Here is a 23070-nt window from a genome sequence, read left to right on the forward strand (position 1 = left end):
GTCCCCGACACGAGGCGGTAGACGAGTGAGCAAGTACCTGGTCACGGGCGGAGCCGGATACGTGGGCAGTGTCGTGGCCGCCCACCTGCTGGAGGCGGGCCACGAGGTGACGATCCTCGACAACCTGTCCACCGGCTTCGGGGAGGGCGTTCCGGCGGGCGCCACCCTGATCAACGGGCGGATCCAGGACGCCGCCGAGCACCTGGACCCGTCCTTCGACGCCGTCCTGCACTTCGCGGCCTCCTCGCAGGTCGGGGAGTCCGTCGCCGACCCCGGCAAGTACTGGGACAACAACGTGGGCGGCACCCTCGCCCTGATGACCGCGATGCGCGACGCCGGCGTGCGCAGGCTGGTCTTCTCCTCCACCGCCGCCACCTACGGGGAGCCCGTCGACGGCCCGCTGACGGAAACCTCGGTGACGGCTCCGAGCAATCCGTACGGCGCCTCGAAGCTGGCCGTCGACCACATGATCGCGGGGGAGTGCGTCGCCCACGGCCTGGCCGCGGTGTCATTGCGCTACTTCAACGTGGCGGGCGCCTACCGGGGGTTCGGCGAGCGCCACGACCCCGAGACCCACCTGATCCCGCTGGTCCTCCAGGTCGCCCTCGGCGAACGCGAGTCGATCGCGGTGTACGGCGAGGACTACCCGACCCCCGACGGCACCTGCGTACGCGACTACATCCACGTCGCGGACCTGGCCGAGGCCCACCTCGCCGCGCTGCGCGTCGCCACCGAGGGCGAGCACCTGATCTGCAACCTCGGCAACGGCAGCGGGTTCTCCGTCCGCGAGGTCGTCGACACCGTCCGCCGGGTCACCGGCCGCGAGATCCCCGCGGTCGTCGCCCCGCGCCGCCCGGGGGACCCGGCGGTCCTGGTGGCCTCGGCGCGCACCGCCCGCGAGCGGCTGGGGTGGACCCCGACCCGTTCGGACCTCACCAACATCGTCACGGACGCCTGGAACTTCGCCCGCGAGCGGCGGTCCTGACCACCGACCACCGACCACCGACCACCGACCGACGACCGGCACCGCTCCCGCCCGTCCGCGTGGTCCACGCCCCTCGCGCCTCACCGGCGCGGGGGGCGCGCGCGTGTGCGGGCGGGCGCCGTGTACGGGTGCTCCGCGCGGGCGCACGGCGTGCGCGAGCCGAGTGAAACGCACCCCGTGCAACTGCCCGTGGCACGAGCCCGTGTGGAAAGCCGATTCCGAACCGACCCGATGGTCGAAAACAAGCCACGGCAGGAGCTGTTCTGGACGACCCCGCCGGAATATCGCTCCAAAAACTTCTGCTATTCGGCCAACCGCGAGACCGTGCCGGCTCTACGCTGAAGCGTGACGCCGGTGGGGGCCGGTGTTGATTCAGGGGTCGAGACAAGTCGGGTACGACGTCCGGTCTGGGTAGTGCAGAGATGTCTCGGCGGCGGCCGCGGCGACTGCGGATCACCCGGTCCGGGCGCCGTACCCGCCGTCGTCCGTTCCCCGACCCTTGGGGGTTTTGTGGTTCGTATCCGGGTTCTCGTGGTCGACGATCACCGCATCTTCGCCGAATCTCTCGCAGCCGCGCTCGCGGCCGAGCCCGACGTGGACGTGTCCGCGGCGGGCAGCGGTCCGGCCGCCGCGCGCTGCCTCGAACGCGCGGCGGCCGAGGGCCGTCGCTTCGACGTCCTGCTGGTGGACGCCGACCTCGGCGCCGCCGTCGGAGCCGTGCCCACGCAGCGCGAACCGGGCTCCGGCCCGCCCGCGCCCGGGCCCGGCGCGGACGGCATCGCGCTGGTCGCGAACGTCCGGGTGGCCCATCCGGGGGTGCGCACGGTGGTCCTCGCCGAGCGCGACGACCCCCGCCGGGCCGCTCTGGCGCTCCAGGCCGGAGCCTCCGGCTGGGTGGCGAAGGACTGCTCGCTGTCACGGCTGCTGGCCGTGATCCGAGGGGTGCTCCGCGAGGAGACGCACCTGCCGCCGGCGCTGCTCACCGGAGTGCTCCGTGAGCTGACGGCGGCGCGCAAGCACCGCACCGACAGCGAACGCCTGGTGGAGTCCCTCACACCGCGCGAGCACGAGGTGCTGCGCTGCATGGTCGCGGGGCTGGGCCGCAAGGACGTGGCCGCGCGGCTGTTCCTGTCCCCGCACACCGTCCGCACCCACATGCAGAACGTGCTGGGCAAGCTGGGGGTGCACTCCACGCTGGCGGCGGTGGCCCTGGCCCGGCGGGCCGGCGTGCGACCGGCCGAACTAGCCGGGGATGTTGTCGAACGGAGCGGTCAGCCGGCGTAGCAGCCCGGCGAGGTCACCGCGCTGGCCCTGGGAGAGCTGGGCGAGGATCGCCCGCTCCTGGGCCAGCAGTCCGGCGAGCGACTGGTCCGCGCGGTCACGTCCCTCGGCGGTGAGCCGGACCAGGACGCCGCGCCGGTCGTTGGGGTCGGGCAGTCGCTCGACGAGGCCCTTCTTGGCGAGCCGGTCGATGCGGTTGGTCATGGTGCCCGAGGTGACGAGGGTCTGCGTCAGGAGCTGGCCGGGGGAGAGCTGGTAGGGCGCGCCGGCGCGCCGCAACGAGGTCAGTACGTCGAACTCCCACGGCTCCAGGCCGTGCTCGGAGAAGGCGAGCCTGCGGGCGCGGTCGAGGTGACGCGCGAGCCTGCTCACGCGACTCAGGACCTCGAGCGGTTCCACGTCGAGGTCAGGGCGCTCCCGCCGCCATGCCGCGACCAGTCGATCGACCTCGTCCTCCATGTCGATCAGTGTAAGGGGTCTGTCGACGTGAAGTCTCTTCAGTTCAAGAATCTCAACGCTGGATATCTTGCGATCATGTCTCTTGACGTCAAGATATAAATGGGGTGACGATGGGAAGGGAGGGGCCGAACCGCTTCCGCTTCCGCACGCCCCACCAGCAAGGAGGCTCGCCCATGCATTCCGACACCGCGCCGGCCCGGACCACCGCCCCCGGCTCCTCCTCAGAACCGACCTGGGACCCCCGGCAGTACCTGCGCCACGCCGGGCACCGCGCCCGGCCCTTCCTGGACCTGCTGAACCGCATACCCGAACTCCCCGCCCGACCTGCCCGGATCGCCGACCTGGGCTGCGGCCCCGGCAACGTCACCGCACTGCTCGCCGAGCGCTGGCCCGAAGCCCGGATCACCGGCTTCGACCTCTCCCCGGAGATGCTCCGCCGCGCCGGCGAGGAGTACGCCGGCCCCACCGCCGGTGGTGGCGTGCTCGACTTCCGCCACGCCGACCTCGCGCACTGGCTCCCCGAGGAGACGTACGACCTGATCGTCTCCAACGCCGCCCTCCAGTGGGTGCCCGGCCACCCGGGCTCCTTCGCCCCCTGGATCAACGGACTGCGGCCCGGTGGCACCCTCGCCTTCCAGGTCCCCGGCAACTTCACGGCCCCCAGCCACCGCCTCCTCGCCGAACTCTGCGACGCCCCGCGCTGGCGCGACCGCCTCGCCGGCCACGGCGCGCGCTACGTCCACGTGCTGGAGCCCGCCGAATATCTCGCCCGATTGATCGAACTCGGCTGCTCCGTCGACGTCTGGGAGACCACCTACCATCAGCTGCTGACCGGGACCGATCCGGTGCTCGACTGGGTCAAGGGCACCGCCCTGCGCCCGGTGCTCACCCGGCTCGGCGACGACCGGGCCGCCGTGGACCTGTTCCTCGACGAGTACCGCGAGGCACTGCGCGAGGCCTATCCGCCCGGCCCGCGCGGCACCGTCTTCCCGTTCCGCCGCATCTTCGCCGTCGCCCGCAAGGAGGCCTGACCGTGCTCACCGCCGTCGACCACGTCCAACTCGCCGCACCACCCGGGGCCGAGGACCTGCTCCGGGCGTACTACACCGAGGCCCTCGGCATGTCCGAGCTGCCCAAACCGCCCGTCCTCGCCGGCCGGGGCGGCTGCTGGTTCGCCGCCGGCGCCGTACAACTGCACCTGGGTGTCGAGGAGGACTTCCGGCCCGCGCGCAAGGCCCACCCGGGACTGCGGGTCACCGACATCGAGGCGTACGCGCGCCGCCTGCGCGAGCACGGGGCCGAGGTCGTCTGGGACGAGGACCTGCCCGGATACCGCCGCTTCTTCTCGAACGACCCCGTCGGCAACCGGCTCGAATTCCTGGAACCGCACCACCCGGAGCCCTGCCTGGAAGCCGCGGGCTGACCCGGCACGACGGCGCCCCGCCACCGGAATCCGGTGGCGGGGCGCCGTCGCGTACGGAGACTCCTAGAAGATGTCCTGGTACGTGTTCCAGCCGCTGCCGAGGGTCGAGCGGCCCTTGAAGGTGCTCAGGCCCTTCTCGCCGGTCGCCGCGTACAGGTAGGCGGTCCCGGAGGAGTCGACGCCCACCACGTCCGTGCGGCCGTCGCCGGTGATGTCGCCGACCGCGGCGAGCTTGTTGAGACCGTTCCAGCCGGAACCGATCTTCACGCGGCCGCCGAAGAGGGCCGAGGCGGAACCGGTGCCCGGGTGCACCCACAGGGTGCCGTCGGTGTCGCGGGAGAGCAGGTCCGCGCGGCCGTCGCCGGTCACGTCGCCGGCGCCGATCAGCTTGTTGTAGATGCCCCAGCCGCCGCCGACGGACACGCGGGCCTGGAAGCCCCGCCCGTTGCCGCCCTTGCCCGCGTAGAACCACAGGACGTTGGACTTGTCCCGGGCGAGGAGATCGCCGTAGCCGTCGCCGTTGAGGTCACCCACCCCGACGAAGGTGTCGTAGATGTTCCAGCCGCCGCCGATGTAGGTGTTGTCGTCGTACAGGCCGCCGTCGTAGCGCCACAGGAAGTTCGCCGCCGTGGTGGTGGACAGCGACGAGGTCGCCGCCATCGCGACCTTGGACGCGGGGAAGCCGTTGTCGTCGGAGAACTTGTCGCGTACGGCGAACGTGCCGTTCTGGTAGCTGCCGTAGTGATAGAGCGTGCCGGTGGCGGTGCGACCCAGGAGCGTGGCCTTGCCGTGTGCGGGGACGCCGCCCTGACCGGAGATCAGGTCGGTGTACTGCCAGCCCGAGCTGAAGGCGAAGCGGGCGCCGAGGACGCCGCCGGCCCGGGCCGGGTAGAGGTAGGTCTGGCCGCTCCGGTCACGGGCCAGCACCAGCGGCACGCCGTTGCTGTCGTTGACCGTGGCGATCTGGTTGTACATCGCCCAGCCGCTGCCGGTCTGCGCGCCGGCGGCGAAGGGGCGCGCGGTGGTGCCGGTGCCCTTGTACAGGTACATGACGCCGGCCGGCGTGGTGGCCAGGACGTCGGCCTTGCCGTCGAGGTCGAAGTCCCCGCCGCCGATGACCTGGGAGAACATGTCCCAGCCGGTGCCGATGGACACACGGGCGCCGAACGGCTCGGAGGCCCCGGTCCTGCCGGTGCCCGGGTACAGGTACATCTGGCCGGCGGGGGTCCGGGCGAGCAGGTCGGCGTTGCCGTCGCCCGTCAGGTCGCCCGCGCCGATCAGCTTGTTGTAGATGCCCCAGCCGGTGCGGGTCCACTGCGCGTCGGCGGCGCCCTGGGCGGAGGTGGCCTCGGTGAGCGAGATGCGGCCGGTGACCGAGAGGCGCAGCAGTTCGGGCTGCCCGTTGTGGTTGAGGTCGCCGACCGGGACGACGTCCTTGAAGTCCTCGGCGGAGTCCGACTTCGGGATCGAGAAGGTCACGTCCTCGGTGGTGGACCCCGACAGCTTCAGGTAGGAGACGCCGCTGAGCCCCCGGTAGAGGAGGTCGTCGGCGCCGTCGCCGTTCACGTCGAACAGGTTCTGCTTCGCACCGGCGGCGGCCGCGCCCTCGGCGGCGAGGCGCTGCTGCTTCTGCTTCGGGGAGCCCGCGGACGGGGTGCCCGCCGGCAGGTGCCCGCCGACGCGCTCGTCGACGCTGGTCCGCGGCATTTCGGCGGCGGGCTTCGGCAGACCGGCGGCCGAGGCGGGGCCCGCCAGCAACATGCCCGCGGTGAGGGCGGTGGCGGTGCAGGCCGCGAGGCGGCCGGAGCGCTTGAGGCGCATGAAAGACAAGGAGGTCTCCCTGTAGGACATCAGGTGAAACCGGGTTGAAGGCGCCTGCGCGAGGCGCGCTGAAGCGCGGCACGTCGCGTGTGAGGCTGCCATTACCCCCCCGGGAATTAATCGAACGGTACAGCCGGGGGGCGCGGGGCAGTAGTGGTTTACGGGATCGTTTTGATCACGTTCAGAACATGTCGGCGCCCGGGCCCGCGGGCCGGGCACCGACACGTTTCCGGCGGTCGAATCAGCTCTTGCGGTGACCCACCAGCCGGGGCTTCGCCTCCAGGTTCTCCAGTCCGTGCCAGGACAGGTTCACCAGGTGCGCGGCGACCTCGGCCTTCTTCGGCTGCCGCGTCTCCAGCCACCACTGCCCCGTCAGCGCCACCATGCCCACCAGGGCCTGCGCGTACAGCGGCGCCAGCTTCGGATCGAAGCCCCGGGCCTTGAACTCCAACCCGAGGATGTCCTCCACCTGCGTGGCGATGTCACTGATCAGCGACGCGAACGTGCCCGTCGACTGCGCCACCGGCGAGTCCCGGACCAGGATCCGGAAACCGTCCGTGTAGTTCTCGATGTAGTCCAGCAGCGCGAACGCCGCCTGCTCCAGCAGCTCCCGCGGATGCCCGGCGGTCAACGCGCCCGTCACCCCGTCCAGCAACTGACGCATCTCCCGGTCCACGACGACCGCGTACAGGCCCTCCTTGCCCCCGAAGTGCTCGTACACCACCGGCTTGGACACCCCGGCCTTCGCCGCGATCTCCTCCACCGAAGTGCCCTCGAAGCCCTTCTCGGCGAAGAGGGCGCGGCCGATGTCCAGCAGTTGCTGACGCCGTTCGGCGCCCGTCATCCGGACCCGGCGGCCGCGCCGGGGCTTGTCGCTGCTGGAACTGCTGCCGTCGATCGCCACGTCCCCCATCATGCCGCGTTCGAGGACTTTTCCTTGCGCCGGGCGTCGATGCGCGCCTCGGACGGCCACCGCACGTCAGAGGCCCAGCCCAACTGCTCGAACCAGCGGATCAACCGGGCGCTGGAGTCCACCTGCCCGCGCAGCACACCGTGCCGGGCCGAGGTCGGATCGGCGTGGTGCAGGTTGTGCCAGGACTCGCCGCACGAGAGCACCGCCAGCCACCACACGTTGCCACTGCGGTCCCGCGACTTGAACGGACGCTTGCCCACCGCGTGACAGATCGAGTTGATCGACCACGTCACGTGGTGCAGCAGCGCCACGCGCACCAGCGAGCCCCAGAAGAACGCCGTGAACGCGCCCCACCAGGACATCGTCACCAGACCACCGACCAGCGGCGGCACCGCCAGCGAGAACATGGTCCAGAAGATGAAGTCGCGCGAGATCCGCCGGATCGCCGGGTCCTTGATCAGGTCGGGTGCGTACTTCTGCTGGTCGGTCTGCTCCTCGTCGAAGAGCCAGCCGATGTGCGCCCACCACAGGCCCTTCATCAGCGCCGGCAGCGTCTCCCCGAACCGCCACGGCGAATGCGGGTCGCCCTCGTGGTCGGAGAACTTGTGGTGCTTGCGGTGGTCGGCCACCCAGCGCACCAGCGGACCCTCCACCGCCATCGAGCCCATGATCGCCAGCGCGATCCGCAGCGGCCGCTTCGCCTTGAAGGAACCGTGCGTGAAGTAGCGGTGGAACCCGATGGTGATGCCGTGGCAGGCCAGGAAGTACATGAACACCATCAGGCCCACGTCCAGCCAGCTCACCCCCCAGCCCCAGGCCAGCGGGATCGCCGCCAGGAGGGCCACGAAGGGGACGGTGATGAACAGCAGCAGGGCGATCTGCTCGACGGACCGCTTGTTCTCGCCGCCGAGCGTCGCCGACGGTTCGGGCGTATCGGAGGGCGCGGACGCGTCCTCGATCAGATCGGGACTGATGGTCACAGTGATCCCCTGGGGGGTGAGGGAGACGGCAGGTGCCCTTACGGGGCACCCTACGGACCCGTAAGTTACGGCATCGTAAGTATGGCAAAGGTCCCGTGCGGGGCAAGGGGGCCACGGGCCGCCGGCCCGGTCGGACCCCCGTGCGGGGCAAGCGGACCACGGCCGTCGGCCGAGTCGGACGAACCGCCGCTACCGCCCGGTACGCACGGCTCTGCCGGTGCACCGGCACGGGACACCTATCCTGGTCACGTCGGACAGCGCGGTCCGCACGGGCAGCCCGAGCTGCGCACCAGCGGGGACACCCCCGGACGAGATCCGGGGAGGCGCCGCGGCGCACGGCCGGGAGCCCACCGCCCAGTAGCGCTCGAACACTGCAAGGAGCCGCACCTGTGAGCAGTGCTGACCAGGCCCCCCAGGCCCCCGTCACCCAGGCCGACACCGACCGGGCCGAAACCGCGAACGCCGAGCTGCGCGCGGACATCCGCCGCCTCGGAGACCTCCTCGGGGAGACCCTCGTACGCCAAGAGGGCCAAGACCTCCTCGACCTCGTCGAACGCGTCCGCGCGCTCACCCGCACCGACGGCGAAGCCGCCGCCGAGCTGCTCGGGGACACCGACCTGGAGACCGCCGCCAAGCTGGTGCGCGCCTTCTCCACGTACTTCCACCTCGCCAACGTCACCGAGCAGGTGCACCGCGGCAAGGAACTGCGCGCCCACCGCGCCGCCGAGGGCGGGCTCCTCGCCCGCACCGCCGACATGCTCAAGGACGCGGACCCCGAGCACCTGCGCGAGACGGTCAAGAACCTCAACGTGCGTCCGGTCTTCACCGCGCACCCCACCGAGGCGGCCCGCCGCAGCGTCCTCAACAAGCTGCGCCGCATCGCCGCCCTCCTGGAGGAGCCCGTGACCGGCGCGGGCGACCGCCGCCGCCACGACCTGCGCCTCGCCGAGAACATCGACCTCGTCTGGCAGACCGACGAGCTGCGCGTCGTGCGTCCCGAGCCCGCCGACGAGGCCCGCAACGCCATCTACTACCTCGACGAGCTGCACGCCGGCGCCGTCGGTGACGTCCTCGAGGACCTCGCCGCCGAACTCCAGCGCGTCGGCGTCGAGATCCCGGCCGGCACCCGCCCGCTCACCTTCGGCACCTGGATCGGCGGCGACCGCGACGGCAACCCGAACGTCACCCCCGACGTCACCCGAGACGTGCTGATCCTCCAGCACGAGCACGGCATCACCGACGCCCTCGAACTCGTCGACTTCCTGCGCGGGCTCCTGTCCAACTCCATCCGCTACACCGGGGCCACCGAGGAACTCCTCGCATCCCTCCAGGCGGACCTGGAACGGCTCCCCGAGATCAGCCCCCGCTACAAGCGGCTGAACGCCGAGGAGCCCTACCGCCTCAAGGCCACCTGCATCCGGCAGAAGCTCGTCAACACCCGCGAGCGCCTCGCCAAGGGCACCGGCCACGAAGAGGGACGCGACTACCTCGGCACCGCCGAGCTCCTCACGGACCTCACCCTCATCCAGACGTCCCTGCGCGAGCACCGCGGCGCGCTCTTCGCCGACGGCCGCATGGACCGCACCATCCGCACCCTGGCCGCCTTCGGGCTCCAGCTCGCGACGATGGACGTGCGCGAGCACGCCGACGCGCACCACCACGCGCTCGGCCAGCTCTTCGACCGGCTCGGCGAGGAGTCCTGGCGCTACGCCGACATGCCCCGCGACTACCGCGGCAAGCTCCTCGCGAAGGAGCTCCGCTCCCGCCGGCCCCTCGCGCCCACGCCGGCGCCCCTCGACGCCGCCGGGCAGAAGACCCTCGGCGTCTTCGGCGCCATCAAGGACGCCTTCGAGAAGTTCGGCCCCGAGGTCATCGAGTCGTACATCATCTCGATGTGCCAGGGCGCCGACGACGTCTTCGCCGCCGCCGTCCTCGCCCGCGAGGCGGGCCTCATCGACCTCCACGCCGGCTGGGCCAAGATCGGCATCGTGCCGCTCCTGGAGACCACCGACGAGCTCAAGGCCGCCGACGTCATCCTCGACGCCATGCTCGCCGACCCCTCCTACCGGCGCCTCGTCTCCCTGCGCGGCGACGTCCAGGAGGTCATGCTGGGCTACTCCGACTCCAGCAAGTTCGGCGGCATCACCACCAGCCAGTGGGAGATCCACCGCGCCCAGCGCCGGCTGCGCGACGTCGCCCACCGCTACGGGGTCCGGCTGCGCCTGTTCCACGGCCGCGGCGGCACCGTCGGCCGCGGCGGCGGCCCCTCCCACGACGCGATCCTCGCCCAGCCCTGGGGCACCCTCGAAGGCGAGATCAAGGTCACCGAGCAGGGCGAGGTCATCTCCGACAAGTACCTCGTGCCGTCGCTGGCCCGCGAGAACCTCGAACTGACCGTCGCGGCCACCCTGCAGGCCTCCGCCCTGCACACCGCCCCGCGCCAGTCCGACGACGACCTCGCCCGCTGGGACGCGGCCATGGACACCGTCTCCGACGCCGCGCACGGCGCCTACCGCGCGCTCGTCGAGGACCCCGACCTGCCGGCGTACTTCTTCGCCGCGACCCCCGTCGACCAGCTCGCCGACCTCCACCTCGGGTCCCGGCCCTCCCGCCGCCCCGACTCCGGAGCCGGCCTCGACGGCCTGCGCGCCATCCCGTGGGTGTTCGGCTGGACCCAGTCCCGCCAGATCGTGCCCGGCTGGTACGGCGTCGGCTCGGGTCTCAAGGCCCTCCGCGAGGCCGGCCAGGACATGGTCCTCAGCGAGATGGGAGAGCGGTGGCACTTCTTCCGCAACTTCCTGTCCAACGTCGAGATGACCCTGGCCAAGACCGACCTGCGGATCGCCCGGCACTACGTGGACACCCTCGTCCCCGACGAGTTGAAGCACGTCTTCGCCCGCATCGAGGCCGAACACGAGCTGACCGTCCGCGAGGTCCTGCGCATCACCGGCGGCACCGAGCTGCTGGACTCCCACCCGGTGCTCCAGCAGACCTTCGCCGTCCGCGACGCCTACCTGGACCCGATCTCCTACCTCCAGGTCTCGCTGCTCGCCCGCCAGCGCGCCGCGGCCGAGCGCGGCGAGGAAGCCGACCCGCTCCTCGCCCGGGCCCTGCTGCTCACCGTCAACGGAGTCGCCGCCGGTCTGCGCAACACCGGCTGACGCGCCCCGCACACGCAGGAAGCCCCCGCCGGTTTGGCGGGGGCTTCCTGCGTACGGGCTCCGCGTCAGGAGTTGTAGGTGGACTGCGCGCGCTCCAGACCCTCCTGGATCAGGCACTCCACCGCGTCCGCCGACCGGTCGACGAACCAGTCCAGCTCCTTGCGCTCCGTGGACGAGAAGTCCTTCAGGACGAAGTCCGCCACCTGCATCCGGCCCGGCGGCCGACCGATGCCGCAGCGGACCCGGTGGTAGTCCGGCCCCATCGCCTTCGTCATCGACTTCAGACCGTTGTGGCCGTTGTCGCCGCCGCCCAGCTTCAGCCGCAGCGTCGGGTAGTCGATGTCCAACTCGTCGTGGACCGCGACGATCCGGTCCAACGGAACCTTGTAGAAGTCGCGCAGCGCCGTCACCGGCCCGCCCGACAGGTTCATGAACGACATGGGCTTGGCCAGCACCACCCGACGGTTCGCCGGGCCGGGCGGGCCGACGCGGCCCTCGATCACCTGCGCCCGCGCCTTGTGCGCCTTGAACTTGCCGCGCATCCGCTCCGCCAGCAGGTCCACGACCATGAACCCGATGTTGTGACGGTTGCCCGCGTACTCCGCCCCGGGGTTCCCGAGACCGACGATCAGCCAGGGGGCCGTGTCGTCCGACATCAAAAAGCTCCTTAACGAAGACGACCGCCGTCCCGCTCCAGTGGAGCCGGACGGCGGTCGTTCAGCGAGTGCCGAGAGGGGAGCGCGAGGCTCAGACCTCGGTGTCCTCGGCGTCGGCGGCCGGCTCCTCGGCCTGCGGGGCGACGACCTGCAGGACGGCGATGTCGCCGTCGACGGCCAGGGTGGTGCCCTTCGGGAGGACCAGGTCCTTGGCGTGGATGGTGGCGCCGGCCTCGAGGCCCGCGATGGAGACGGTGACCTCGGTCGGGATGTGGGTGGCCTCGGCCTCGACGGAGATGGTGTTCTGGAGGGTCTCCAGCATGTTGCCGCCGGCGGCCAGCTCGCCCTCGGTGACGATCGCGACGTCGACGGTGACCTTCTCGCCCTTCTTGACGATCAGGAAGTCGACGTGGGAGATCGTGCGCTTCAGGGGGTGCTTCTGCACGGCCTTCGGGATGACCAGCTCGGTGCCGGCGTCGCCGAGGTCCAGGGAGAGCAGGACGTTCGGGGTGCGCAGCGCCAGCTGAAGGGCGTGGGCGTCGACGTTGACGTGCTTCGGGTCGGTGCCGTGGCCGTAGATGACGGCGGGGGTCAGGGCGTCGCGACGGGCCTGACGGGCAGAGCCCTTGCCGAAGGTGTCACGGAGCTGGGCGGAAAGCTTGACCTCGGACATGCTCACTCCTCGTGGGGTGACGGAAATGGACGACAGTCACCCGGCCGGAACGGCCTGCTACGAAGAGCGCGTCGATAACGGAGCGCCGACACCCGTGTGAACAGGTACGGCCTCCCTCGCCGAGCAACTCGTGGAGTCTACCCGGCCGGGAGGCCGTACCCAAAAGGATCTACCGCGCCGCGGTGGGAGCGACTACTGCTGCTCCTCGAACAGGCTGGTGACCGAGCCGTCCTCGAAGACCTCGCGCACGGCGCGCGCGATCATCGGGGCGATCGACAGCACCGTGATCTTGTCGAGCTCCAGGTCCGACGGGTCGGGCAGGGTGTTCGTGAACACGAACTCGCTGACCTTGGAGTTCTTCAGGCGGTCGGCCGCGGGGCCGGACAGGATGCCGTGCGTGGCCGTCACGATGACGTCCTCCGCGCCGTGCGCGAACAGCGCGTCGGCGGCGGCGCAGATGGTGCCACCCGTGTCGATCATGTCGTCGACCAGGACGCAGACGCGGCCCTTGACCTCACCGACGACCTCGTGGACGGTCACCTGGTTGGCGACGTCCTTGTCGCGGCGCTTGTGCACGATGGCCAGCGGCGCGTCCAGGCGGTCGCACCAGCGGTCGGCCACGCGCACGCGACCGGCGTCCGGGGAGACGATCGTGAGCTTGGTGCGGTCCACCTTGGCGCCGACGTAGTCCGCGAGGACCGTGAGGGCGGACAGGTGGTCGACCGGGCCGTCGAAGAAGCCCTGGATCTGGTCGGTGTGCAGGTCGACGGTCAGGATGCGGTCCGCGCCCGCCGTCTTCAGCAGGTCCGCGACCAGGCGCGCCGAGATCGGCTCGCGTCCCTTGTGCTTCTTGTCCTGGCGGGCGTACCCGTAGGACGGGATGATCACGGTGATGGAGCGGGCCGACGCGCGCTTCAGCGCGTCGATCATGATCAGCTGCTCCATGATCCACTTGTTGATCGGAGCCGTGTGGCTCTGGATCAGGAAGCAGTCCGCGCCACGAGCCGACTCCTGGAAGCGGACGTAGATCTCGCCGTTCGCGAAGTCGAAAGCCTTGGTCGGCACGAGACCGACACCCAACTGGTGTGCGACCTCCTCGGCCAGCTCGGGGTGGGCGCGGCCGGAGAAGAGCATCAGCTTCTTCTCGCCGGTCGTCTTGATCCCGGTCACAGCACTGTCTCCTCAGACGTGTGGAAAGCTGCTCGCCCCCGTGCGCGTCCGTCCCGCACACGGTGAGCCAGCCGATTGCGTGCACCTATCACGGTACGCCGTCCAGGGCGTACCTGTTTCCGGTCAGTTCACCTCAACGGCCGTCGGAGTCCTCCGGGGCCACCGACTGGGCCGCCGTGGCCGCCGCGCTCCCCGGACGCTTGCGGGCCACCCAACCCTCGATATTCCGCTGCTGGCCACGGGCCACGGCCAACGCGCCGGCCGGCACGTCCTTCGTGATCACCGAGCCGGCCGCCGTGTAGGCGCCGTCCCCGATGGTGATGGGCGCCACAAACATGTTGTCGGAGCCCGTCTTGCAGTGTGAACCGATGGTCGTGTGGTGCTTGTTCTCGCCGTCGTAGTTCACGAACACGCTGGCCGCGCCGATGTTCGTGTACTCGCCGATCGTCGCGTCGCCCACGTACGAGAGGTGCGGCACCTTGGTGCCCTCGCCGATGGTCGCGTTCTTCATCTCGACGTAGGTGCCGGCCTTGGCCTTCAGGCCGAGGTTCGTCCCCGGACGCAGGTACGCGAACGGGCCGACGGACGCCGACTCGCCGATCACGGCCGTGTCCGCCACCGTGTTGTCGACGCGCGCCCGGGGGCCCACCCGGGTGTCCTTGAGGCGGGTGTTGGGGCCGACCTCGGCGCCCTCCGCGATGTGCGTGGCGCCCAGGAGCTGAGTACCCGGGTGGATGACCGCGTCCTGCCCGAAGGTGACCGTCACGTCCACCAGCGTGCTCGCCGGGTCGACGACGGTCACGCCGGCCAGCATCGCGTTCTCCAGCAGGCGCGCGTTCAGCAGGGCCCGCGCCTGGGCGAGTTGCACCCGGTTGTTGATCCCGAGGATCTGACGGTGGTCGGCGCCGACCGCCGCGCCGACGCGGTGGCCGGCCTCGCGCAGGATGCCGAGCACGTCGGTGAGGTACTCCTCGCCCTGGCTGTTGTCCGTGCGGACCTTGCCCAGCGCGTCGCTCAGCAGGGCCCCGTCGAACGCGAAGACCCCCGAGTTGATCTCGCGGATCGCGCGCTGCGCGTCGGTGGCGTCCTTGTGCTCGACGATCGCCGTGACGGCGCCGTCGGCGCCGCGGATGATGCGGCCGTAGCCGGTCGAGTCGGGCACCTCGGCCGTCAGCACGGTGACGGCGTTGCCGTCGGCCTCGTGCGTGGCGGTGAGTTCGGCGAGGGTCTCGCCGGTCAGCAGCGGGGTGTCGCCGCAGACGACGACCACGGTGCCGGCCTGCTCGCCGCCGAGTTCTTCGAGGGCCATCCGGACGGCGTGTCCGGTGCCGTTCTGCTCGTACTGGACGGCGGTGCGGACATCGGCGTCGATGCCGGCGAGGTGCGCGGTGACCTGCTCGCGTGCGTGGCCGACGACGACCACGAGGTGTGCGGGGTCGAGCTCGCGCGAGGCGGCGACGACGTGACCGACGAGCGAACGCCCGCTGATCTCGTGCAGAACCTTCGGTGTGGCCGACTTCATGCGGGTGCCTTCACCCGCTGCGAGTACGACGACGGCTGCCGGGCGGGTTGCGCTCACGGGGGTGCCCTTCGGCTTCGGGGGTGGACCCGTGAAGGATAGCCGGGGGCGGGAGGGCGGAAACGAAGCCGGGTCCCGACCGGAGGTCAGGACCCGCATGTGTGAAAGCTCCCCCGCCAGGACTCGAACCCGGACATAAGGCACCAAAAGCCTCAGTGCTGCCAATTACACCACAGGGGATCAAACGTGACTTGACCGGACATTACTCCCTGGTGGTCGAGTCGACGAGACCTACTATGCCGCACCACCACCCCTCATCGCGACGGTATGGATCGGTGCCTTGCCGTACGCGCGTCGCGCGACGCGCGTACAGGGGTCGCGCGCGGCGCGCGTGAGGGGTGTCGCGCACCTGCGGCCGCGGGTATTTCGCTCGCCTGCCCACCAGGGCCCCTGCGTAGGCTGGACGGCATGACCAGTGCGGGGGAAGAGCGGGACGGGATGGGGCGCGACGGCCCCTGGTGGTGGGAGAGGCGGCGGAGCGCCGCGCTGGACGTGGGACTCGGCGTGGTGTCCGCCGCCGAGTGCGCCGTCGAGGGGGTGCCCTTCGCCCACGAGGCCGGCATTCCCGTGGTATTCGGGGTGCTGTTCGGGATCGTGGTGGGGGCCACGCTCGTGCTGCGGCGCAGGTGGCCCATCGCCGTGGTGCTGGTGGCCATCGCCGTGACCCCCGCCGCGATGGGGTTCCTCCTCGCGGTGGTGGGCCTGTACACGCTGGCCTCCTCCGACGTGCCCCGGCGGATCACCGCCATCCTCGCGTCGATGTCGCTGGCCGGCACGTTCGTCGTGATGTACATGCGGACGCGCGGGGACGTGGAGGCCGACGGGACGCTCGTGATCGTGCTGTCCGTGTTCGTGGCGGTGGCGCTGACCGTGCCGCCGGTGCTGCTCGGCCTGTACATCGGGGCGCGCCGCCGGTTGATGGAGAGCCTCCACGAGCGCGCGGACTCGCTGGAACGGGAACTGTCGCTGTTGGCGGACCGGGCCGAGGAGCGGGCGGAGTGGGCCCGCACGGAGGAGCGGACGCGGATCGCGCGCGAGATGCACGACGTGGTCGCCCACCGGGTGTCGCTGATGGTGGTGCACGCGGCGGCCCTGGAGGCGGTGGCCGCGAAGGACCCGGTGAAGGCCGTGAGGAACGCGGCCCTGGTGGGTGACATGGGACGGCAGGCCCTGACGGAACTGCGCGAGATGCTGGGCGTGCTGCGGGCCGAGTCGCCGAAACCGGCCAGTGCCTCCCTGGCGCCGATGGCGCCGATGGCGCCGGCGGTGATCCTCGAGGACGGGCCGTCGATCCGTGAACTGGAGGCGTTGGTCGGGCAGTCCCGCGCGGCGGGGATGGTCGTCGAGCTGGACGTGCGGGGCGAGTGCCCCGGCTGTCCGGCGGAGGTCGAACAGACCGCGTACCGGGTGGTGCAGGAGGCGTTGACCAACTGCCACAAGCACGCGCCGGGAGCGAAGGTCGTCGTACGGCTGGCCCACCGGGAGAGGGAGGTGGCCATGCAGGTGGAGAACGGGCCGTGTGACGGCAAGGCCGCCGAACCGGGACTGCCGAGCGGCGGCAACGGGCTGGTGGGAATGCGGGAGCGGGTGCTCGGACTGGGCGGGGTGTTCGTCTCGGGGCCGACGGAGCGCGGCGGCTTCAAGGTGTCGGCGGTCCTGCCGAGCGAGCATCGGTAGAGAGGGGACGACCTCCCCGCACGCGGCCGGCGGGGAGGTCGGGGAGCAGGCGGGCCCCCGACCTCCGACCGGGGTCAGCCCGTGGTGAGACGGACCGGCTGGAGCCCCGTCAGGAGCAGGGCCAGGGCATCGTCGAGGCTCGCGCCGAGGAACCAGTCGCCGGTGTGGTCGATGCCGTAGACGCGGCCCTCGCGGTCGATGGCGAGGTGCGAGCCGCCGTCGGTCTCGGCGCCGAGCGGGCTCAGCTCGGTGGACAGGGCACGGCCGAGGTCGCAGAAGGTGCGGGCCAGGTGGAGGCCGGTGAGCGGGTCCAGGCGCACGCGGGCGGGCGCTATCTGGCGACCGGGACCCGGGCCGGCCACGGTCAGGCCGCCGAACTCGGCCCAGGCCTCGACGGCCGCCGGGAAGACGGTGTGCCGGTGCCCGGCGGGGGTGGTGTGGTCGCGCAGGGCGTCGGCCCAGTACTCGGCCTGCTTGATGTCCCAGCGGCCCGGCTCCCAACCGGCGGTGCGCAGCGCGGAGTCCACCGGCCCCGGGAAACGGGTCGCCGAGGAACGGTCGTAGGAGGCGGACGAGGGGGACGAGGGGGACGAGGTGCTCATGGCGGCTACTCGGAGTGGGTGAGGTCGACGGAACGTACGCCGAAGTGGGCGAGGAGGGCCTCGCAGGAGCGGCACGGGGGCGCGTAGGTCCCGTGGAGCGGGTCGCCGTCCTCGCGGATGCGACGGGCGGTGATCCTGGCCTGTTTGAGGGAACGCCGCGCCTCGCTCGCCGTCAGCGGCTTGCGGGAGGCGCGCTTGCTGCGGGCGCCCTCGACGCCGGCGAGGTGGCGGGAGAGGAGCATCGCCTCCGGACATCGGCCGGTGAACCGCTCCCGCTGTCCGCTGGTGAGGGTGTCGAGGAAGTCCTGCACGAGCGGGTGCAGCACGGGTGGCTGGTCGGCCTTCCCGGCCGTGCCGGTGAGGGTTTCCCCGCGTACGGACAGGGCGGCGGCGACGGTGGGGAGGATGCCGTCGCGCCGGAAGCGGAGCACGGGGACGGCGGGGCCGTCGGCGCTGCTCCAGCGCAGACGGGGATCGCCGGCGGGGCCGGCTTCCGTCGGTTCCGTCCGGTCTGTGCGTGTTGCCGTGTTCTGCATGCTGCGTGTTCCCTCCCGTGGCGGCGGTGCGGGCCGCTGTCGCGCACGCCCCCGTGCCGCGGGGACAGCCTGTCAAATGTCCCCTGTGGTGGGGAAGCGGGGTCGAATATTCGTATCAATTCGGCTCTTCCCGCCCCACATGAGTGGGTGTGGCCGGCATGCTGCTTCGGCTGCGGGTGAGCCCCTTGCCGGAGCACATAGGCTGTGGTGAACCAGCCAGATCCAGCAGGGGGCTACCGCCATGACGACAGGTCGGCTCGGGCAGCAGGCCGCGCCACCCAACGCCGCTTACTCGGGGCAGGTCGTGCATTTCCCGGACCCGGTCCGGGCCGCTCGGCATCCCCACGGAGTACGGATCAGCGGGGACGGGCATCCCGATTTCTCGCCCTACGCGCGCGCCGCGGTGGAGATCGCCGAACCGCCGGAGGGCTTCGGCGTGGACGAGCTGCGCCTGACGGACTGCGTGTCCGCCAACGCGGCGATGCGGGAGGCGGGCCACGAGCTGTGGGACACCGTCGGCCCGGTGGCGACCCCGCACGGATGGACCTGGCACCACGTGGCCGGGACGCGGCGGATGGAGCTGGTCCCCGTCGAGGTGAAGGCGCTGCTGCGGCACCACGCCGGACTGGCGACGGCGCCCGTGGACCACGAGAAGCGCGGCACGCGACCCCTCCAGGAAGTGCGTCCGGCGCACCTGGGACTGCCGAAGTCGGTGGTGTCGGTGTCCGAGCAGCAGGTGCAGGGCGTCGAGGAGGACCTCGGCTACCGGCTGCCGGAGGCGTACCGGGCGTTCCTGAAGGCGGCCGGCGGCTGCGCGCCGGTGGGCGCGGGCCTGGACGTGGACCTCGGGGTGCTGGTCGACCAGCCGTTCTTCACGGTGCGCGAGGAAGCGGCGGTCAACGACCTCGTCTACGTCAACAAGTGTCTGCGGGACCACCTGACGAAGGACTACCTGTGCGTGGCCTTCGCGCAGGGCGGGCTGCTCGCGGTGAAGGTGAAGGGCGAGGGGATCGGCTCCGTGTGGTTCTCCCCGTACGACGACGCGCGCGATCGGGACGGCTGGTCGGTGCAGGAGCGCGTGGAGCGGCTGTTGCTGCCGTGCGGTGCCGATTTCGACGCCTTTCTCGAACGCTTGGCGGGTAACCCGCCGGAGCTGGAGACGGTGGCCGGTCTGATGGTGGACGGCGGATTCGCGCGTTCGGTTCCGGTGGCGGGTTCCGCGCCGGTGGAGGGGTGACGGCGCGATGGTGACCTTCGCACAGGCGCAGGAACGCGCCGAGGAGTGGATCAACGGGGACGTGCCCGCGTACCAGCACCGTGAGGTGCGGGTGCGGGAGTTCGGGCTGGGCTTCGTGGTGTGGGCCGAGGACCGGGCGGCCGGTCCGGTGTCGGGCGGTGGGCGGCAGCGGCTGGTCATCGCGCGGGACAGCGGCGAGGTGACGCTGTGGCCGGGGCTGCCGGTGGGTGAGGTGATCCGGCGGTACGAGGAGGAGTACGGGGCCGCGACCGCTCCGGCGGGGTCGGAGGCCTCGGTTCCGCCGCCGCGGATCGACTCGGAACAGACCTCGTTCATGCTGAGTCCGCCCGAGTGGTTGCAGGAGGCGGCGGACCGTGCGGGGATCCCGCGGGCCCCCGCCGCCGCCTCGTCGGACGCGGCCCTGTCGTCGGACGCGGGCCTGTCGTCCGGTGCGGGCCCGTCGTCCGGTGCGGGCTCGTCGTCCGGCGCGGGCCTGTCGTCCGGTGCGGGCTCGTCGTCCGGCGAGCCCGCGGGTGTGGGTTCCGGTTCCGGCTCGGGGGCCGCTTCGGCGGAGCCCGCCGTCCCGGCCGGGGGCCCTTCCGCTCCCGCCACCCCGGCGCCCGGTTCGGCCGATGCCCCGGGTGGCGTCGTGCCGTTGCGGCGCGGCGCCGAGATCCCGTACGAGCCGACCGCCAACGACGGGTTCCCGATCGGGGCCACGCCATGGGCCGGGACCGATGTGAACTCCGGCGCGGACGAGGGCTCCGTGCCCCTGCCGGCGACGGTGTTCGCGCCGCCGCTGTCCGGGTCGGACCTGGAGGACGCGCCGGCCGCGGCGGCCCCCGACGCGCAGACCCAGCTCATGGCCGGCGGCAGCCGGCTGCCGCGGACCGCGGTCGTGCCCGCCTTGGGGCACGGCTCGGACGCGGGCGACATCGCCGACGCGCCGACGAGCAAGGCCCAGTTCTCCCGGCCGGGGTCGGGCGCTTCCGTGAGCCCGCCCGGCCCGCCCGGTGTGCCCGGAGCCTCCGCTCCGGGGCAGCCGCCCGTACCGCCCGGCCCGCCGGGTGTGCCCGGTGGTGGGGTGGATCACGCGGCGACGATGCTCGCGGGTCCCGGTGTGGGTGTGGGTCCGGCGGGGTCCGGTGCGCCGATGCCTCCGGGTCCGCCCGGGGCGCCGGGTGCGGCCGGTGGTTCCGGTTCCGCCGGTTCTTCCGGTTCTTCCAGTGCTGGGGTCGATCATGCCGCGACGATGTTGGCGGGCCCGTCGGTCGTGCAGCCGCCCAGGCCGCCGGGTGCGCCCGGTGCGCCGCAGCCGCCCGGTCCGCCGGGTGTGCCCGGTGGTGGGGTGGATCACGCGGCGACGATGCTCGCGGGTCCGGGTGTGGGTGTGGGGTCGGCGGGGTCCGGTGCGCCGATGCCTCCGGGTCCGCCCGGTCCGCCCGGGGCGCCGGGTGCGGCCGGTGGTTCCGGTTCCGCCGGTGGTTCCGGTTCTTCCGGTGGTGGGGTCGATCATGCCGCCACGATGCTCGCGGGCCCGTCCGTCGTGCAGCCGCCCAGGCCCCCGGGTGCTCCCGGGGCTCCCGGTGCTCCCGGGGGTGGGACGCCGCACCACGCCGCGACGATGCTCGCCGGCCCCGGCGTACCCCAGCCGCCCGGTCCGCCCGGTCCGCCCGCCGCTCCGGCTCCGCAGCCCATGGCACCGGCGCCGGCCGCGTCCGGCGTGCCCACCGTCGGCCCCGGCTACCAGGCCGTGCTGCGCTACCGCGCGCCCGACGGCTCCGAGCAGCAGCTGATCCGCCGCTCGGCGCCCGGCACCCCGCACCCCGAGTGGCAGATCCTGCACGAGCTGCGCGCGATGAACGTGCCGCCGCAGCAGGTGCTGGAACTGCACACCGAGTTGGGGTCATGCGAGCTGCCCGGCGGCTACTGTGCGCGGATGATCCGCGAGACCTGGCCCCAGGTCCGGATCACGAGCGTGGCCCCGTACGGGACGGACCACGCGAGCCGTCAGCAGGGCATGCGACACCTGATCACCCACCAGAGCGAACTCCACCAGGTGGCGGACGGTCCGGCGCGCCCCGCGCCGGTACGCGCTCCGCTGCCGCAGGTCCCGCTCCAGCCGGCGATCCCGTTGGACGCGATCGGGCAGGAGCTGGCGGGGGCGTTCGGCCCGCAGGGCGTGTTCCGCTTCGACCAGCGAGCCGTGTCCCGGCAGGGCGTGCCGGAGATCGTGGCGCAGACCCTGATGTGGTCGGGGCTGCCGGTGGACTTCGGGCCGTTCTTCTGGGCGCAGGCCGTGCCCGGCCAACCGGTGCCGACACTGGCCGAGTTGGCGGCGCAGCGCCAGGTGCAGCCGGCATCGGACGCGGGCTCGTACCTCGTCGTGGGAAGCGACTTCGGCAAGGCGCTCTGTGTGCAGTACGGGACGGCGCACATAGTGGCGGTCCCGGTGGAGGCCGGGCCGGGCGGTGCGCCGGTACCGCCGCAGTTCGTGAACTCCAGCCTGCCGCAGTTCGCGCGGTCGCTGGCGATGCTGGGGCACATGTGGCGGCTGCGGCAGCACCTGACGCCGGAGCAGGCGGGGCGCTGGACGGTCGATTTCCAGACGAATCTGGCGGGCCTCGACAGCGCGGCGCTGGCTTCGCCGGAGAGCTGGTGGTCGGTGCTGCTGGAACAGATGTGGGACGGACTCCTCTGACCCGCGGTTCCGTGTGAATGGCCGGGCCGGAACCCTCGAACGGGGTTCCGGCCCGGCCATTCCGGCTTCTGCTCGCAAATGACGCATCCTTGACAGGAATCCCCGCGAGAGAGGCGCTTCCAGGATGAGTGCACCCATGTCACCTCACGGTCCCCAGGGTTTCGCGACCGTGCGCGGCCGCGGTTACCGGCCGGATGAGGTGAACCGGTACCTCGCACGCCTCTCGGGCAACCGGGACGAGGCCTGGGAGCGAGTGGCACGGTTGACCGTCCTGGCCAAGCAGATGGAGGCGGAGGCGGAGCGGCTGCGCGAGCGGGTCGCCTCGCTGGCCCCCCAGACGTACGACGAGCTGAGCGAGCGGGCCCGGCGGATCCTGCTGCTCGCGCAGGAAGAGGCGGACTGCGTACGCGCGGACGCGCGCGCCGACGTGTTCACCACCCAGGGCGCCGCCGAGGCGCACGCGGACCGGGTGACCGAGCTGGCGCGGCAGGACGCGGAAGCGGTACGGGAACAGACGGAGGTCCGGGCCCGACAGGGACTGCTGCGGGCACGCCGGGAAGCGGACGACGCCCGGGCGGAGGCCCGGGACGACGCGGCGGCCTGGCGGTCGGACGCGCACACGTTCCTGATCGAGACACGCCACCGGTCGGACGAGCTGCTGGCGGAACGCGAGCAGGAACACGCGGACCGGCGGGACGCGGCCGAACGCGAACTGGCCGCGCGGGAAACCGAACTGGAAGCCCGGCACGCGGAGTTGGAACGCCAGGCCGAGGGGCGGTTGGCCGACGCGCGGCGGGCGTTCGCCGAAGCGGAGGAGTCGGCGCGGCACGGGCAGGAGGACGCCGAGGCGCGGGCGTCCGAGGTGCTGGCGCAGGCGCGGGTGCGGGAGGAACGGGTCGGGCGGGAGACGGAACGGATCCTGCGGGAGCACGGGGAGGCGCAGGACGAGATGCGGGCGCACATGAACCACGTGCGGGCGAGCCTGGCGGCGCTTACGGGGAGGGCGTCGGCGTAGGCGTTGGCGTTGGCGTTGGCGTTGCCCTGGCCGGGCGGGGGTGGGTGCCGTCTGCCGTCTGCCGGCTTGCGGTTGGTTGCTGCGGGTCCCGGCTGCGCCGGGCGCCTCAAGCGCCGGCGGGGCTGGGGGGTGGGGGTCGGGCGGGGGGGCGTGGGGGGGGGCCGGGGGGGGGGGTGGGGGTGGGGGGTTGTTTTTTTTGGG

Annotated in this window: 19 protein-coding genes and 1 tRNA gene; 9 read left to right on the forward strand and 11 right to left on the reverse strand. The window is 72.0% G+C overall.

Features of this window, described 5'->3' with window-relative positions; all coding sequences use genetic code 11:
- The first annotated feature begins 25 nt into the window (after positions 1-25).
- Both galE and ACFYW3_RS29635 read left to right on the forward strand, forming a co-directional pair.
- Positions 26-985: a UDP-glucose 4-epimerase GalE gene (galE, locus tag ACFYW3_RS29630; protein WP_351761323.1), complete on the forward strand. Its 960-nt coding sequence runs from the start codon at positions 26-28 to the stop codon at positions 983-985.
- Positions 986-1495: 510 nt separating this feature from the next.
- Complete coding sequence (locus ACFYW3_RS29635) at positions 1496-2269, forward strand: response regulator transcription factor (RefSeq protein WP_351761326.1); 774 nt, start codon at positions 1496-1498, stop codon at positions 2267-2269.
- Here ACFYW3_RS29635 and ACFYW3_RS29640 read toward each other — a convergent pair.
- Entirely contained in the window at positions 2228-2725 is a 498-nt protein-coding gene (locus tag ACFYW3_RS29640; RefSeq protein WP_053679498.1) for a MarR family winged helix-turn-helix transcriptional regulator, read from the reverse strand. The two genes, ACFYW3_RS29635 and ACFYW3_RS29640, sit on opposite strands and share 42 nt — an antisense overlap.
- Positions 2726-2898: 173 nt before the next feature.
- On the opposite strand from ACFYW3_RS29640, the gene ACFYW3_RS29645 reads away from it, so the two are divergent.
- Together ACFYW3_RS29645 and ACFYW3_RS29650 are read left to right on the forward strand one after the other, a co-directional pair.
- Complete coding sequence (locus tag ACFYW3_RS29645) at positions 2899-3756, forward strand: trans-aconitate 2-methyltransferase (RefSeq protein ID WP_351761329.1); 858 nt, start codon at positions 2899-2901, stop codon at positions 3754-3756.
- 2 nt (positions 3757-3758) lie between these two features.
- The gene (locus ACFYW3_RS29650; protein WP_351761332.1) at positions 3759-4148 is read left to right on the forward strand and encodes a VOC family protein; all 390 of its coding nucleotides are present in this window, start codon (positions 3759-3761) and stop codon (positions 4146-4148) included.
- A gap of 63 nt (positions 4149-4211) precedes the next feature.
- On the opposite strand, the gene ACFYW3_RS29655 is transcribed toward ACFYW3_RS29650, so the two are convergent.
- The 3 genes from ACFYW3_RS29655 to ACFYW3_RS29665 all read right to left on the reverse strand — a co-directional run bounded on the left by ACFYW3_RS29655 (position 4212) and on the right by ACFYW3_RS29665 (position 7862).
- Complete coding sequence (locus tag ACFYW3_RS29655) at positions 4212-5969, reverse strand: FG-GAP repeat domain-containing protein (RefSeq protein ID WP_389387897.1); 1758 nt, start codon at positions 5967-5969, stop codon at positions 4212-4214.
- A 241-nt stretch (positions 5970-6210) separates the two neighbouring features.
- Positions 6211-6885: a TetR/AcrR family transcriptional regulator gene (locus ACFYW3_RS29660; RefSeq protein WP_351761334.1), complete on the reverse strand. Its 675-nt coding sequence runs from the start codon at positions 6883-6885 to the stop codon at positions 6211-6213.
- Positions 6882-7862, reverse strand: coding sequence for a fatty acid desaturase (locus ACFYW3_RS29665; RefSeq protein WP_351761337.1), 981 nt, complete (start codon positions 7860-7862; stop codon positions 6882-6884). Before ACFYW3_RS29665 ends, ACFYW3_RS29660 begins: the two co-directional genes overlap by 4 nt.
- Positions 7863-8329: 467 nt before the next feature.
- Here ACFYW3_RS29665 and ppc point away from each other — a divergent pair, with 467 nt between their 5' ends.
- Positions 8330-11023, forward strand: a complete 2694-nt coding sequence (ppc, locus tag ACFYW3_RS29670; RefSeq protein ID WP_351761369.1) for a phosphoenolpyruvate carboxylase — start codon at positions 8330-8332, stop codon at positions 11021-11023.
- A 65-nt stretch (positions 11024-11088) separates the two neighbouring features.
- On the opposite strand, the gene pth is transcribed toward ppc, so the two are convergent.
- The 5 genes from pth to ACFYW3_RS29695 form a co-directional block, all read right to left on the reverse strand.
- Positions 11089-11679, reverse strand: a complete 591-nt coding sequence (pth, locus tag ACFYW3_RS29675) for an aminoacyl-tRNA hydrolase (RefSeq protein WP_351761340.1) — start codon at positions 11677-11679, stop codon at positions 11089-11091.
- 91 nt (positions 11680-11770) lie between these two features.
- Positions 11771-12352 carry a 50S ribosomal protein L25/general stress protein Ctc gene (locus ACFYW3_RS29680; RefSeq protein ID WP_053679486.1) on the reverse strand — a complete coding sequence of 194 codons (582 nt, stop codon included), beginning with the start codon at positions 12350-12352 and terminating at the stop codon, positions 11771-11773.
- A gap of 192 nt (positions 12353-12544) precedes the next feature.
- A complete protein-coding gene (locus tag ACFYW3_RS29685) occupies positions 12545-13522 on the reverse strand; it encodes a ribose-phosphate diphosphokinase (protein WP_351761343.1) in 978 nt (325 codons plus the stop codon).
- Positions 13523-13655: 133 nt separating this feature from the next.
- A complete protein-coding gene (gene glmU / locus ACFYW3_RS29690; protein ID WP_351761345.1) occupies positions 13656-15101 on the reverse strand; it encodes a bifunctional UDP-N-acetylglucosamine diphosphorylase/glucosamine-1-phosphate N-acetyltransferase GlmU in 1446 nt (481 codons plus the stop codon).
- 108 nt (positions 15102-15209) lie between these two features.
- Positions 15210-15281, reverse strand: a tRNA-Gln gene (locus tag ACFYW3_RS29695).
- Between the two features lie 228 nt (positions 15282-15509).
- Here ACFYW3_RS29695 and ACFYW3_RS29700 point away from each other — a divergent pair.
- The gene (locus ACFYW3_RS29700) at positions 15510-16778 is read left to right on the forward strand and encodes a sensor histidine kinase (RefSeq protein ID WP_389387888.1); all 1269 of its coding nucleotides are present in this window, start codon (positions 15510-15512) and stop codon (positions 16776-16778) included.
- A 74-nt stretch (positions 16779-16852) separates the two neighbouring features.
- Here ACFYW3_RS29700 and ACFYW3_RS29705 read toward each other — a convergent pair whose 3' ends face one another.
- Positions 16853-17380 carry an SUKH-3 domain-containing protein gene (locus tag ACFYW3_RS29705; RefSeq protein ID WP_351761351.1) on the reverse strand — a complete coding sequence of 176 codons (528 nt, stop codon included), beginning with the start codon at positions 17378-17380 and terminating at the stop codon, positions 16853-16855.
- A gap of 5 nt (positions 17381-17385) precedes the next feature.
- Positions 17386-17916 carry a YwqJ-related putative deaminase gene (locus tag ACFYW3_RS29710; protein ID WP_351761354.1) on the reverse strand — a complete coding sequence of 177 codons (531 nt, stop codon included), beginning with the start codon at positions 17914-17916 and terminating at the stop codon, positions 17386-17388.
- 241 nt (positions 17917-18157) lie between these two features.
- On the opposite strand from ACFYW3_RS29710, the gene ACFYW3_RS29715 reads away from it, so the two are divergent.
- The 3 genes from ACFYW3_RS29715 to ACFYW3_RS29725 all read left to right on the forward strand — a co-directional run bounded on the left by ACFYW3_RS29715 (position 18158) and on the right by ACFYW3_RS29725 (position 22869).
- Positions 18158-19153: an SMI1/KNR4 family protein gene (locus tag ACFYW3_RS29715; protein ID WP_351761357.1), complete on the forward strand. Its 996-nt coding sequence runs from the start codon at positions 18158-18160 to the stop codon at positions 19151-19153.
- 7 nt (positions 19154-19160) lie between these two features.
- Positions 19161-21854 carry an SUKH-4 family immunity protein gene (locus ACFYW3_RS29720; protein ID WP_389387889.1) on the forward strand — a complete coding sequence of 898 codons (2694 nt, stop codon included), beginning with the start codon at positions 19161-19163 and terminating at the stop codon, positions 21852-21854.
- A gap of 136 nt (positions 21855-21990) precedes the next feature.
- The gene (locus ACFYW3_RS29725; protein WP_389387890.1) at positions 21991-22869 is read left to right on the forward strand and encodes a DivIVA domain-containing protein; all 879 of its coding nucleotides are present in this window, start codon (positions 21991-21993) and stop codon (positions 22867-22869) included.
- Positions 22870-23070: the final 201 nt, after the last annotated feature.

This window comes from Streptomyces sp. NPDC002602, from assembly GCF_042889445.1.
In the GTDB taxonomy this organism is placed as follows: domain Bacteria; phylum Actinomycetota; class Actinomycetes; order Streptomycetales; family Streptomycetaceae; genus Streptomyces.

Coding starts and splice junctions, on each gene's coding strand:
- ACFYW3_RS29640 (WP_053679498.1), bottom strand. CDS start 2,725: ATGGAGGACGAGGTCGATCGACTGGTCGCGGCATGGCGGCGGGAGCGC.
- ACFYW3_RS29645 (WP_351761329.1), top strand. CDS start 2,899: ATGCATTCCGACACCGCGCCGGCCCGGACCACCGCCCCCGGCTCCTCC.
- ACFYW3_RS29655 (WP_389387897.1), bottom strand. CDS start 5,969: ATGCGCCTCAAGCGCTCCGGCCGCCTCGCGGCCTGCACCGCCACCGCC.
- ACFYW3_RS29660 (WP_351761334.1), bottom strand. CDS start 6,885: ATGATGGGGGACGTGGCGATCGACGGCAGCAGTTCCAGCAGCGACAAG.
- pth (WP_351761340.1), bottom strand. CDS start 11,679: ATGTCGGACGACACGGCCCCCTGGCTGATCGTCGGTCTCGGGAACCCC.
- ACFYW3_RS29680 (WP_053679486.1), bottom strand. CDS start 12,352: ATGTCCGAGGTCAAGCTTTCCGCCCAGCTCCGTGACACCTTCGGCAAG.
- ACFYW3_RS29700 (WP_389387888.1), top strand. CDS start 15,510: ATGACCAGTGCGGGGGAAGAGCGGGACGGGATGGGGCGCGACGGCCCC.
- ACFYW3_RS29705 (WP_351761351.1), bottom strand. CDS start 17,380: ATGAGCACCTCGTCCCCCTCGTCCCCCTCGTCCGCCTCCTACGACCGT.
- ACFYW3_RS29710 (WP_351761354.1), bottom strand. CDS start 17,916: ATGCAGAACACGGCAACACGCACAGACCGGACGGAACCGACGGAAGCC.
- ACFYW3_RS29715 (WP_351761357.1), top strand. CDS start 18,158: ATGACGACAGGTCGGCTCGGGCAGCAGGCCGCGCCACCCAACGCCGCT.
- ACFYW3_RS29720 (WP_389387889.1), top strand. CDS start 19,161: ATGGTGACCTTCGCACAGGCGCAGGAACGCGCCGAGGAGTGGATCAAC.
- ACFYW3_RS29725 (WP_389387890.1), top strand. CDS start 21,991: ATGTCACCTCACGGTCCCCAGGGTTTCGCGACCGTGCGCGGCCGCGGT.